At 65.6% G+C, this 10,895-nt stretch carries 14 protein-coding genes; 3 read left to right on the top strand and 11 right to left on the bottom strand.

The window, feature by feature from the left end; genetic code table 11:
• The 4 genes from Q1K70_RS10350 to Q1K70_RS10335 all read right to left on the bottom strand — a co-directional run.
• Positions 1-917, bottom strand: a 917-nt coding sequence (locus Q1K70_RS10350; protein ID WP_300158771.1) for a biotin carboxylase N-terminal domain-containing protein, incomplete at its 3' end; no start/stop codon positions are given.
• The gene (locus Q1K70_RS10345; protein ID WP_300158768.1) at positions 898-1,320 is read right to left on the bottom strand and encodes a PilZ domain-containing protein; all 423 of its coding nucleotides are present in this window, start codon (positions 1,318-1,320) and stop codon (positions 898-900) included. The genes Q1K70_RS10345 and Q1K70_RS10350, both read right to left, overlap by 20 nt.
• 10 nt (positions 1,321-1,330) lie before the next feature.
• Positions 1,331-2,074 (bottom strand): flagellar motor protein MotB, encoded by a 744-nt coding sequence (locus Q1K70_RS10340; RefSeq protein ID WP_300158765.1) that lies wholly within the window; start codon positions 2,072-2,074, stop codon positions 1,331-1,333.
• Positions 2,061-2,819, bottom strand: a complete 759-nt coding sequence (locus Q1K70_RS10335; protein WP_300158762.1) for a MotA/TolQ/ExbB proton channel family protein — start codon at positions 2,817-2,819, stop codon at positions 2,061-2,063. The genes Q1K70_RS10340 and Q1K70_RS10335 overlap by 14 nt, the downstream gene beginning before the upstream one ends.
• A 110-nt stretch (positions 2,820-2,929) precedes the next feature.
• On the opposite strand from Q1K70_RS10335, the gene Q1K70_RS10330 reads away from it, so the two are divergent.
• On the top strand, positions 2,930-3,754 hold the full coding sequence (locus Q1K70_RS10330) for a purine-nucleoside phosphorylase (protein ID WP_300158759.1): 825 nt from the start codon (positions 2,930-2,932) through the stop codon (positions 3,752-3,754).
• 9 nt (positions 3,755-3,763) lie between these two features.
• On the opposite strand, the gene Q1K70_RS10325 is transcribed toward Q1K70_RS10330, so the two are convergent.
• From Q1K70_RS10325 to Q1K70_RS10300, 6 genes are all read right to left on the bottom strand, one after another.
• Positions 3,764-4,450 carry an MgtC/SapB family protein gene (locus Q1K70_RS10325; RefSeq protein WP_300158756.1) on the bottom strand — a complete coding sequence of 229 codons (687 nt, stop codon included), beginning with the start codon at positions 4,448-4,450 and terminating at the stop codon, positions 3,764-3,766.
• A 34-nt stretch (positions 4,451-4,484) separates the two neighbouring features.
• A complete protein-coding gene (locus Q1K70_RS10320) occupies positions 4,485-4,817 on the bottom strand; it encodes a DsrE family protein (protein WP_300158752.1) in 333 nt (110 codons plus the stop codon).
• A gap of 128 nt (positions 4,818-4,945) precedes the next feature.
• A complete protein-coding gene (locus Q1K70_RS10315) occupies positions 4,946-5,671 on the bottom strand; it encodes a molybdopterin-dependent oxidoreductase (RefSeq protein ID WP_300158749.1) in 726 nt (241 codons plus the stop codon).
• 83 nt (positions 5,672-5,754) lie between these two features.
• Positions 5,755-6,192 (bottom strand): PqqD family protein, encoded by a 438-nt coding sequence (locus Q1K70_RS10310; RefSeq protein ID WP_300158746.1) that lies wholly within the window; start codon positions 6,190-6,192, stop codon positions 5,755-5,757.
• Positions 6,179-7,063, bottom strand: a complete 885-nt coding sequence (locus Q1K70_RS10305; protein WP_300158743.1) for a hypothetical protein — start codon at positions 7,061-7,063, stop codon at positions 6,179-6,181. The genes Q1K70_RS10310 and Q1K70_RS10305 overlap by 14 nt, the downstream gene beginning before the upstream one ends.
• Positions 7,064-7,105: 42 nt before the next feature.
• Positions 7,106-7,432 carry a YnfA family protein gene (locus Q1K70_RS10300; protein ID WP_300158741.1) on the bottom strand — a complete coding sequence of 109 codons (327 nt, stop codon included), beginning with the start codon at positions 7,430-7,432 and terminating at the stop codon, positions 7,106-7,108.
• Between the two features lie 548 nt (positions 7,433-7,980).
• Here Q1K70_RS10300 and Q1K70_RS10295 point away from each other — a divergent pair.
• A complete protein-coding gene (locus Q1K70_RS10295) occupies positions 7,981-9,564 on the top strand; it encodes an ammonium transporter (protein WP_300158738.1) in 1,584 nt (527 codons plus the stop codon).
• Between the two features lie 15 nt (positions 9,565-9,579).
• Positions 9,580-9,918 (top strand): P-II family nitrogen regulator, encoded by a 339-nt coding sequence (locus tag Q1K70_RS10290; RefSeq protein WP_300158735.1) that lies wholly within the window; start codon positions 9,580-9,582, stop codon positions 9,916-9,918.
• Positions 9,919-10,481: 563 nt separating this feature from the next.
• Here Q1K70_RS10290 and Q1K70_RS10285 read toward each other — a convergent pair.
• Complete coding sequence (locus Q1K70_RS10285) at positions 10,482-10,817, bottom strand: helix-turn-helix transcriptional regulator (RefSeq protein ID WP_300158732.1); 336 nt, start codon at positions 10,815-10,817, stop codon at positions 10,482-10,484.
• Between the last annotated feature and the right edge of the window lie 78 nt (positions 10,818-10,895).

Raw genomic sequence — 10,895 nt, 5'->3', positions numbered from 1 at the left:
CCCGCCGGGGTGACGATCCACTCCCAGGTGCCCACGTTGTCGTAGCCGACCTCCTGGGCGATGGCCAGGGAGTGGGCGGTGATGTCCGCCATCACCTTGGCCGCGTCGAAGTCGTAGCGGATCTGGTCCGGGGCGAAGCCGGGGGCGATCTCCACGCGCTTCTGGCGGCCCGTGGACTGGATGGTGCAGTTGCGCGTGCCGAAATGGGCGATTGCGCCGTGGCGGTCCGCCGCGATCTGCACTTCCAGGTGGTTGAAGGTCAGGATGCGCTGTTCGATCAGCACGCCCTCGTCGTGGAACTGGCGCTTGGCGTAGTTGCGGATGCGCCGGTAGACGGTCTTGAACTGGTCGATGTCGTAGATTTCCTCGATGCCCATGCCGCCACCGCCGGCCGAGGCCTTGACCAGCACCACGGAGTTGCTGATGCCCTGCTCGGCCTGGAAGGCAAAGAGCGTCTCGGCGATCTCCTCGGCCTCCATCTCGTCGTAGACGGGCCGGTCGGAGCCGGGCACGGTGGGGATGGAGAGGCTTCTCGCCAGGCGCTTGGTGTTGATCTTGTCGCCGAGCGACCGGATGATGCGCCAGGAGGGCCCGATGAAGACCAGGCTGCGGGTGCGCTCGGCCACCCGCCGGGCGAAGCGGAAATCCTCGGCGAAAAAGCCGTAGCCGGGATGGATGGCCGTGGCGCCGCTGTGGTCGGCCACGGCCAGGATCTCGTTGGCGTCGTGGTAGGAGCTTATGCGGTAGGCGCAGTCCGGCCCGCCGAGCTGCCTGGCCAGGGCCAGGTGTCCGGAGTCCGCGTCGGCCTTGGTATGGACGCAAACAAAATCCAGGCCGAGCGAAACGCAAGCCTGGATGATGCGCATGGCGATCTCGCCCCGGTTGGCCACCAGGACCTTATGTTTGTTCGTCGGCACGATCCGTCTTCTTGTCCTCAGGGTTGTCGGCCGTCTCCCGCGCCTTGCGCAGGTCGATGCGCCGTTTCTGTATTTCCAGGACCAGCTTGTCGAGCCAGGCCTCCTGGCGCAGGGTCAGCTCCCCGAAGGCCAGGCCGGCCAAGCCGGCGTCCGTCACGCGCACCACCCTGACGGGCAGGCCCGTGACGAGCGTGCGCGGCCCGATGGCCAGCGTCACGCGCCCTTCCCGGCCCCGGACGAGCACCCCGTCCGGGTCGACCAGGGACATCCCGGTGGCGCTGACGTCGTGGACCACATAGGTCCTGTCGCCCCCGCCGTCCCACAGGGCCACCAGTCCGCGCACCCGCTCGCGGTGGGCGGCGCGCCGGCCGCCCTCCCCTTCCAGGCTGAACGTGAAGTCCATGCCGGGCTCCCTATTCGCCGCCGATGAAGCGTTCCAACACAAACTCCACGCGTTGGTTGCGCGCCCGATGATCGGGGGTGTCGTTGGGATAGAGGGGTTCTAAATCAGCTAATCCGGTGGCTGTCAATCGGTTGGAGGGCATCCCCAGGGAGAGCATGTAGCGCAGCACGGCGACGGCACGCAAGGAGGAAACTTCCCAGTTGTCGCGAAAGCGGCTGCCCGGGCCTGGGGGCTGGTCGTCGGTGAAGCCGCGGATGTTGACGCGCTCCCCGGCGGTCTTGACGAGGAAGTCGTAGAGGGTGCGCAGCCGGGCCTTGCCCTCCTCGCTCAGGTCCACGCCGTCCTTGGGGAAAAGCACGCCCGAGGGAAAGGCGATGGTGATCTTGCCCGCCTCCAGGGTCGCGCCCACCACGCCGTCGAGGCCCTTCTGGGAGACGTAGGAACGAAACTGCTCGAAGACCCGGCGCTGCTCGCCGATGATGCGCTGCTTGAGCTTGGCCTGCTCGACCAGGGTGGACATCTCCGCCGAGGACACCGGCGCGGTGGTCATGTTCTTGCCGGTGCTGCCGAGGGCGCTGCGTACCGCGGTGAACGAGTCCGTGAACTTCTTGACGTCCAGGCTCGACATGGAAAACAGCATGATGAAAAAACTCATCAAGAGCATGGACATGTCGGCCAGGGTAGTCAGCCACTCCGACGGGACCTCGGCTTCGTCCATGTCGTCGTCGAAACCGTCTTCCTCATCGGCGCTCATAGCGGCGCTCCTTGGGGGCGATGAACGAGGAAAGCTTCTCGTAGACCAGACGCGGGTTGTTGTTTTCGAGGATGCACTTGGCGCCCTCGAAGATGATCTCCAGTTGGAGCGTCTCGTTGAGGGTGCGGGCGCGCAGCTTGCCGGCCACGGGCAGGAAGAATAGCGTGGAGAGCATGGAGCCGTAGAAGGTGGTGATGATGGCCACGGCCATGGACGGGCCCAGGCTCTTGGGGTCGTCCAGGCGGGTGAGCATCTGCACCAGGCCGATGAGCGTGCCGATCATGCCGTAGGAGGGCGCGTAGCCGGCCAGGGACTTGAACACGGCCTCGCCCACGGCATGGCGGCGCTTCATGGAGCCGATCTCGATGCGCACGGTCTCACGGATCAGCCCGGCGTCGGCGTTGTCCGCGATGAGCTGGCAGGCCTTCTTGAGGATGGCGTTGTCGGTGTGGATGTTTTCCAGGGCGATGAGCCCTTCGCGGCGGCTGATCTCGGCGATGCGCACCATCATGTTGACGACTTCGGCATCGCGGACCTTGCGCGAGGAGAAGATCTGCATCATGGCCGCGAAGGCCTGCCGGACCTCGACCAGAGGATAGGCGACGCAGATGGAAGCGAGCGTGCCGCCAACCACGATCATGATGCTCGGCACGTTGATGAACTCCATGAGCGTGCCGCCCATGAAGATGGCGCCCAGCACCAGGGCGATGCCCGAGGCCAGGCCGAGGAAGGTTCCGAGATCCATGCGCCCGTCCGTTGCGTGCGAAAATTGCGACGCGAGCCGGACAGCGAGGGCCTCCCCCTTCCCTGCCCGCCCGAGCCGTGCTACGTCGGCTGGAGACGGGGGAAATTTATATGCAATATGTCGAAGATGTAAAGCAAGCCGTCACGACGGCCGCGAGCGTCCTCGGTCCCCTGGCCGACGGGACGGTGGGCCTGGTGGCGGGCACGGGCCTCGGCGGCGTCGCCTCCCTCCTGGAAGGGGCGCGGGAGATGCCCACGGCCGCGCTGCCCGGCTTCCCCCGGGCCACGGCCCCGGGCCACGCCGGCCGGCTGGTCGTCGGGACGGTGGGCGGGCGGCCCACGGCCTTGCTGGCCGGCCGCCAGCACCTCTACGAGGGCTACAGCCCGCGCGAGGTGGCCTTCGGCGTGCGCTTCCTGGCCGCCTGCGGCGTGCGCACGCTCGTCCTCACCAACGCGGCCGGGGCGCTGGATCCGCATTTCGCCGCCGGCGGGCTCATGCGGCTGACGGACCACATCAATCTCACGGGCCGCAATCCCCTGGTCGGGCCCAACGACGACGCGGCCGGGCCGCGTTTTCCGGACATGAGCCGGGCCTATTGCCCGCGCCTGGGCGGCGTCGCCGACGCGGCCGCCCTGTCGCTGGGCCTTCGCCTGGAGCGCGGGGTCTACGCCGGGGTGCTGGGGCCGTGCCTGGAGACGCCGGCCGAGACGCGGATGCTACGGCTTCTCGGCGCGGACGCCGTGGGCATGTCCACGGTGACGGAGGTCATCGCCGCCCGGCACCTGGGGCTCGATGTGCTGGCCGTCTCCTGCCTGACCAACGTCAACCTGCCGGATTGCATGGCGGAGACGACCCTCGAGGCGGTGCTGGAGACCGCCCGCCGGGCCGAGGCCGACCTGGCAAGGCTGCTCGCCGCCGTCATCCCGGCCTGTTAGCCGACCGGGCTAGCCCATCTTGACCTTTTCAACGAAGCCGAGCCCGGCCAAGTCGCGGATGCAGGCCACGGCCTCGACGCAGGACCAGTCGCAACGAAGCGTGAACTGGTAGGTGGAAAGCCCTTCCTTGACCTTGCCGAGGCTCAAGTTTTCGATGGTGAGCCCCCGATCCCGGAAGAAGGTCAGCAGTTTTTCCAAGGGTTCCTGGGTTTCCCGGCAGGTGACGCTGATCACCCGGTAGGCCTCGCGGCGGATATAGCGCTGGACGTGCTTGAGGATGGTCAGGGACCCGATGCCAAGCAGGGTGCAGGAAAGTGGGATGATCACCATGCCGGCCCCGAGCGCCATGCCCACGCCGGCGTTGAACCACAGCGTGGCGGCCGTGGTCAGTCCCCGGATGGCTCCCTTGTCCTTGATGATCACGCCCGCGCCGAGAAAGCCCACCCCGGTGACGATCTGGGCCGCGATGCGCGACGGATCGAGGCCAACGGCAATGGTTCCTGTGGTTTCGCCGGATTTATAATAGAAATATTTGGAAATGACCATCATCAGGGCGGCTCCAAGGCAGACCAGGATGTTGGTCCGCAAGCCGGCGCTGATGCCGTGGCGCTCCCGCTCGTAGCCCAGGATCGAGCCGCAAACGACCGCCAGGACAAGACGCAGCAGCAGTTGCGTTTCATACGGATACTCGTTCATGGACGTACCCCCGCGCTTCCCGGTTCTCTTGCAGTTACACGCTCACCACCTTCCAGCCGTCCTTGAGGGCGTCCGACAGGGTCGCGTCGCCGGCGACCAGGGCCAGGCCCAGGCGGGACAGACACTCGGCCACCTCGAAAACCTCCGCGCACTCGCGGCAGGCGGCGACGTCCACCCCGGCGGCCCGGCAGGCCACCACGGCCTCCTGGAGTTCGGGGTCGCAGGCCAGCACCTTGGCCGACGGCCCCCACACGAGCAGGCGCACCCGGGCGAAATGCCCCCGCAGCAAGGCGTTTCTGGCGTAGACCAGGGCCATGGCCAGGGCGGCCTCGCGCTCCCTGGTCGTCCACACCACCACAAGTCCCATCCCACCCTCCGAAAAACCAATCACCACGGGCCTTGCGCCACGACGAGACGCGGCGGCCCGTTTTTCGAGGCCTCGCCCATCCCGGGCGATCCGTCAAGGGGCCCATGCCCCGGCCGGATGGCGAAAGTTCAGGAACGGCGGGCGGAGGCGCGGGGATCGGGCCGACGCAGGCGGCCGGGCTCCACCGGGGCCACGGTCTCGTAGATGCCGTTGGCGCGGGTCCACCAGCCTTCCACGGGATCGGCGGCGAATTCCAGGCGGGCGACGAACTTCGCGCCCTTGTAGGCCAGGTCGAAGGGGCATACCAGGCGCAGGGGAGCGCCGTGGGAAAGGGGCAAAGGCGCGCCGGCCAGGGTCAGGGCCAGCAGGTAGGCGAGATCGGGATCGAGCAGGTCGGCCAGGGGCAGGCACTCGACGTAGTGGTCCAGGCCCTCGGGACGCGAACGGGTGCGGCCGAGGCTGTGGAAGACCACGTAGCGGGCCTCGGGCAGGGGGCCGGCCAGCCCGGTCAGACTTTCCAGGCGCAGCCCGCCCCAGGCCAGGTCGCCCACGGACCAGCCCTCCACGCAGTGGAAGTCGGAGACCTGCTCGTGGCGCGGCAGGGCGAGGAGCTCGGCGTAGGACAGACGCTGGGGCCGGGCCACCAGCCCGTCCACGGCCAGGACGTAGGGCTCGGCCGGGCCGGCGGCGCGGGTGACGCTGCCCGTGGCCGCATCGAAGCCGAAATCCTCGATCTCCACGGTGCGCACCGGAAACTCCCGCACGAAAAAGGCCCGGGCCTCCCCGGCCCATCGCCCGAAAACCGCCGCCCCGGCCAGGAACTTCAGGAACAACCGACGTGTGATGCCGCGCATGGGACCCTCCATCCCCCCATCTATACGACATCCGACGCCTACGGCAATCCCCTGCCCCCCTTTGGGGAGGGTCCGGGAGGGGGTCACCCCCTCCCGGCCGCCGGAGGCCTCCCCTCCCCTGCTCCCCCCTTCTCGGCCACGGCCACGGCCCCGCGCCGGCCGAGCTGGCGCAGGAACTCGGCCACGGCCAGCTCGGCCTCGCGCGGGTCCAGGCGGTATCGGCCGGCCAGGGCGGCGGCGATCTCCCCCGCCGTGCGCCGGCCGTCGATCAAGCGCCACACGGCCGAGCCCATGGCGTCGAGCTCCACGGTCCTGCGCAACACCTTGCCGTCCCAGAGGCCAAGCCGCCTGGCCAGCCCGGCCAGGGCCGGCCGCACGGCCACGGGAAGCGACAGGCGCACCAACCCGGACGCCGTCTCCTTCGCGTCCACGTCGCGGCTGACCGTGGGGCAAAGGGCCAGGGCCTCGCGGCGGGAGAGTCCGGCGGCGGCCGGGACGGGCTTTTTGCTAAAGGGAAACACAGCGCGCCGCCGTCTCGGCCAGCCAGTTCCGGTCCACGGGCACGGCGGCGGTCAGGGCCGCGCCGAGGAGCTTGTTGGCCCCGGCGTCGTGGCGCAGCACGGCCAGCCTCCCCGGCCGGCCGAGCCGGCGGGCCAGGACCTGGCCAAGGCCCGTCCCCTGGCGGCGGGCCAGCCACACGGCCGGACAGCCGGCCAGGCCGCCCTCCTCCCGGACCGCGCCGTCCTCCAGGCTGAAGGTCCGGGCGGCCGCGTCGGCCAGGGAGGCCCCGGCCAGGAGCACGTCGGCCGGGGCCAGGCGCACCACATCCAGCCGCCGGCCCGGGGCGGCGAAATCGAGGGAGAACCGCCCCGGCGCGAAGCCGAAAGCGGCCAGGACAAAGCCCGGCGGGGCCGCGAAGGACAGGCCGTACAGGGAAAAGGCCGGCGGCCCGGGGTCGTGGTGGGTCATCCCGGCCAGGGCGGCGGCCACGGCGGCCTGGCGGGCCGGGTCCGGACCGCCCTGGCCGCCGTAGGCCTGGAACACGGCGGCCAGGCCGCACTCGGGACAGAAAAGGGCCGCGCCAAGGCCGGCGCGGCCGTCCCTGCGCCAGGACAGGGGCATGAGTTCGAAGTCGGCCAGGGCGTCGAGCCAGGCCGGGGGCAGCTCCCCGCCGGACGTGGCCAGGCCCTTGGGGGTGAGCGCCTTAAGCGCCGCCTCCATGCCCTCGCGCCCGGCCCCGGCGCGCCATTTGAATTCGAAGGCCGGGCCGTCGTCATCCTCGAAATAGAGATAGCCGAGCCCCAGCCGGGTCGGCCGCCAGTCGGCCGGGACCGGCAGGCGCAGGCCGTTCCAGGCGACGGTCTCGGTCGCTGCGGCTTCGGTTGCGGTCATGGGGCCAGTGTAGGCGAGCCGGGACGGCGAAACAAGCGGCCGTCAGCCCCTGGGGCCGAACAGGATGACGCCGCTGCCGACCAGGCACAGGGCCACGCCGGCCAGGTCGCAGCGGTCCGGCGTCTTGCCCTCCACCAGCCACAGCCAGCCCAGGGATGCAAAAATGTAAACCCCGCCGTAAGCGGCGAAAATGCGTCCGGCGGCGTCGGCCTCCACCCGGGTGAGCGCCCAGGCGAAGGCCACGAGGGAAACCACCCCCGGCAGGGTCCACAGGGGAGAGCGGTGCAGCCGCAGCCAGGCGTAGAAGGCGTAGCAGCCGCCGATTTCGGCCAGGGCGGCCAGGAGATACCAGCAGGTCGCGCGCAGCATGAGAGAGGCAGCATGCGCCAAGACGGCGGCCGTGTCGAGAGGGAAGGCCTGGCTTCGGGCGAGGGCCCTGTGGGATCGTCGCCAAACATTACTAAACAGAAGTATTATTTCAAGTCTGCAAGATTCCAAGGTTGGCATGGATAGTAACAATTACGTTAAAAGTTACCAAGCTGAAATGTTACAAACCGATTTCTTTACGCTATGTGATCCTTCGAAAACAATAGAAACAGGCCCGTTTCTTTTGTTGCCGGTACAAAGTTGAAGGATTGTGCCGACACGTACGACACTATTGTGTGTATTCCGCCGGCCCCCTTTGACCGCCCCAGGGCTTCGTTTCTTCGATCGTGAACAATTTCAGTGGGTAGCAGGGACGGTCCGGGGCTTGCACAAATACCGTCGTCACGGCGAGGCGACACAACAAGCGGAGGGGAACCATGATCGCGGCATTCGATTCGTCCTAGGCGGTCCACTTCCACCGGCTTTCGCGGGAAACGCTCATCAAGGCCCGGCGCAACCGCTTCGGGAAAACCATGGACGTGGAGACAATCATGAAAAAAAGCTTACACCTTCTGTTGCTGGCCCTGCTGACCATCACGCTGGCCCTGCCGCTTGCGGCCCTGGCCGACGACGCCCCGGCCCCGACGCCCGATCCTTCCGGCGCGTCCATCGGCACCGCCGCCGACATCGTCGGCATGTCCGCCGGCGCGCCCACCAGGGAAGATCTGGAAACCCTGGCCGAGAAAGAACCCCTGGCCGCCAAGGTGGCCGACGCGGTCGGACACAACCGCATCTCCATCAATATCGTCTGGACGCTCGTCTGCGGCTTTCTGGTCATGTTCATGCAGGCCGGCTTCGCCCTGGCCGAGACGGGCTTCACCCGGGCCAAAAACGCCGGCCACACCATGGCCATGAACTTCATGGTCTACGGCATCGGCATGCTCGGCTACTGGATCTGCGGCTTCGCCCTGCAGATGGGCGGCGTCGGAGGCGTGGCCAGCCTCGGCGGGGCCCAGGTCCTGGCCAACGAGGTGTCCATCAACATCGGCGGCAACGACTTCGGCCTCTTCGGGGCCACGGGCTTCTTCCTGTCCGGCGTGTCCTACGACGCGGTGGTTTTCACGCTGTTCCTGTTCCAGATGGTCTTCATGGACACCACCGCCACCATCCCCACCGGCACCATGGCCGAGCGCTGGACCTTCAAGTCCTTCGTGATCTACGCCTTCTTCATCTCCATGTTCGTCTATCCGCTCTACGCCAACTGGGTCTGGGGCGGCGGCTGGCTGTCCACGCTCGGCAAGTACTTCGCCCTGGGCCACGGCACGGTGGACTTCGCCGGCTCCTCGGTGGTGCACATGACCGGCGGCGTGGCCGCCCTGGCCGGCGGCAAGATCCTCGGGCCGCGCCTGGGCAAGTACCGTGAGGACGGCACCCCCAACGCCCTGCCCGGCCACCACATCCCCATGGCCGTGACCGGCTGCTTCATCCTGGCCTTCGGCTGGTTCGGCTTCAACGCCGGCTCCTCCCTGGCCGGCACGGACCTGCGCATCGGCGTGGTCGCCGTCAACACCATGCTGGCCTCGGCCGCCGGCGCGTTCTCCGCCATGCTCTACATGTGGACCTTCTACGGCAAGCCCGACATCTCCATGATCGCCAACGGCTTCCTGGCCGGCCTGGTGGCCATCACCGCCCCCTGCGCCTTCGTCAACTCCGTCTCGGCCGTGATCATCGGCGCCATCGCCGGCGTGCTCCTGTGCGCCAGCGTCTTCTTCGTCGAGCGCACGCTCAAGATCGACGACCCGGTCGGCGCCATCTCCGTCCACGGCGTCAACGGGGCCTTCGGCCTGCTCTCGGTGGGCCTTTTCGCCGACGGCACCTACGGCGACGCCCTCAACGGCGTGGAAGGCACGGTCAAGGGCCTGTTCTACGGCGACGGCGGCCAGCTCATGGCCCAGCTCATCGGCATCTGCACCAACTTTGTCTTCGTCTTCCTCGTGATGTATGTCTTCTTCACGGTGCTCAACCTGATCGTCCCGCTGCGCGTGAAGCCCGAGCACGAGCTCGAGGGCCTGGACCAGCACGAAGTGGCGGTGTCGGCCTATCCGGAATTCGTCCTGCAGAAAACCCACAGGTAAGACGCGGAGAACGCCATGAAAAAAATCGAAGCCATCATCAAGCCGTTCAAGCTCGACGACGTCAAGGACGCTCTGGACAAGCTCGGCATCCACGGCCTGACCGTCACCGAAGTCCGCGGCTACGGCCGCCAGAAGGGCCACGTGGAAGCCTACCGCGGCGTGGAATACCAAGTGCAGTTCAACGCCAAGGTCAAAATCGAGGTGGTCATTTCCGACGACATGGCCCAGAAGGTCGTGACCGCCATCCGCGAGACGGCCAACACCGGCAACATCGGCGACGGCAAGATCTTCATCTACGACCTGAGCGGCGTGGTGCGCATCCGCACCGGCGAGACCGGCGACCAGGCCATCTAGTGTGACGTCCCTAAAAAAATACGAGAGTATTTTTTTAGAAAAACATAACTTCTAAAACGTGTTGCCCAAGGAATACGCCTGCACGTATTCGCGGACGCAACACGGGCCAAGACGCTGCAACGACGCCATGACGGCGGGAATCCGGGCCACCGGGTTCCCGCCGTTTCCTTTTCCGTTGCCGGAAGCGATTTGACTTGGGTCAATGCCGGCCGGATGAAAACCCGAAGCTCAATGAACTGGGGCAACTCGCGATCCATAGGACAGGAAAAACAAAGAAGGCAAGACGATAGACTGGCTAATATTCCTGTGGTACAGGAAAAAATTGTTAGTGTCTTTCATCCAATACAAGAAATTTTCATGATCATGGAAAGATCATCCATTAAAACAGCAGGTAAAACACCAAAATCTTGCGCAGGAGTTGCGCTTAGAGTTTCCTCAGAACTCTCACGACAATCTAGACAACATCTTCGAGCGACATAAGCAGACACACGTGAAGTAAAGTATAAATATTTCAGACAACAAGCCTTACGTTCTCAACGCACTACCATTACAGGATAAAAGTTCTATTCAGAACTATCTTCAAGCGCCTTCAAAACATTCAAAAGTATTACTGTATGTTTTCTTGATGCAGTATTAATAGATTCTATTAATTTAGCCATAACGTCTTCTGTCTTGGAAATCTCTTGTTCTTGAAACGAAAATAATTCTGAAACTGTCAGATCGAGTGCTTCTGCAAGATTGTTTAACGATTCAAGACTCGGATTTCCTCTTCCTCGTTCAATCTCCCCCAAATGTTTTAGAGACAAGCCGCTTTTCTCAGCAAGCTGAAGTTGCGTAAGCTGCTTCTTTTTTCTGATTTTTTTCAGCTGATTGCCAAAAGCAAAGTGAATTTTTCCCATCGTATCCCTCGGCAATTCAATACGTATTTGCGCCAAGGGTACGAACCAGACAGAATGCCTTTTTATTCTTGAAAACAG

The organism is Solidesulfovibrio sp., assembly GCF_029978005.1.
Lineage (GTDB): Bacteria > Desulfobacterota > Desulfovibrionia > Desulfovibrionales > Desulfovibrionaceae > Solidesulfovibrio.
This window is presented reverse-complemented; position numbering and strand designations above follow the sequence as displayed.

Excerpts from the sequence above, each read along its gene's own strand:
- Q1K70_RS10290 (WP_300158735.1), top strand. The coding sequence starts at position 9,580 with ATGAAAAAAATCGAAGCCATCATCAAGCCGTTCAAGCTCGACGACGTC.
- Q1K70_RS10285 (WP_300158732.1), bottom strand. The coding sequence starts at position 10,817 with ATGGGAAAAATTCACTTTGCTTTTGGCAATCAGCTGAAAAAAATCAGA.
- Q1K70_RS10340 (WP_300158765.1), bottom strand. The coding sequence starts at position 2,074 with ATGAGCGCCGATGAGGAAGACGGTTTCGACGACGACATGGACGAAGCC.
- Q1K70_RS10295 (WP_300158738.1), top strand. The coding sequence starts at position 7,981 with ATGAAAAAAAGCTTACACCTTCTGTTGCTGGCCCTGCTGACCATCACG.
- Q1K70_RS10315 (WP_300158749.1), bottom strand. The coding sequence starts at position 5,671 with ATGCGCGGCATCACACGTCGGTTGTTCCTGAAGTTCCTGGCCGGGGCG.
- Q1K70_RS10330 (WP_300158759.1), top strand. The coding sequence starts at position 2,930 with ATGCAATATGTCGAAGATGTAAAGCAAGCCGTCACGACGGCCGCGAGC.
- Q1K70_RS10320 (WP_300158752.1), bottom strand. The coding sequence starts at position 4,817 with ATGGGACTTGTGGTGGTGTGGACGACCAGGGAGCGCGAGGCCGCCCTG.
- Q1K70_RS10335 (WP_300158762.1), bottom strand. The coding sequence starts at position 2,819 with ATGGATCTCGGAACCTTCCTCGGCCTGGCCTCGGGCATCGCCCTGGTG.
- Q1K70_RS10300 (WP_300158741.1), bottom strand. The coding sequence starts at position 7,432 with ATGCTGCGCGCGACCTGCTGGTATCTCCTGGCCGCCCTGGCCGAAATC.
- Q1K70_RS10305 (WP_300158743.1), bottom strand. The coding sequence starts at position 7,063 with ATGACCGCAACCGAAGCCGCAGCGACCGAGACCGTCGCCTGGAACGGC.
- Q1K70_RS10325 (WP_300158756.1), bottom strand. The coding sequence starts at position 4,450 with ATGAACGAGTATCCGTATGAAACGCAACTGCTGCTGCGTCTTGTCCTG.
- Q1K70_RS10345 (WP_300158768.1), bottom strand. The coding sequence starts at position 1,320 with ATGGACTTCACGTTCAGCCTGGAAGGGGAGGGCGGCCGGCGCGCCGCC.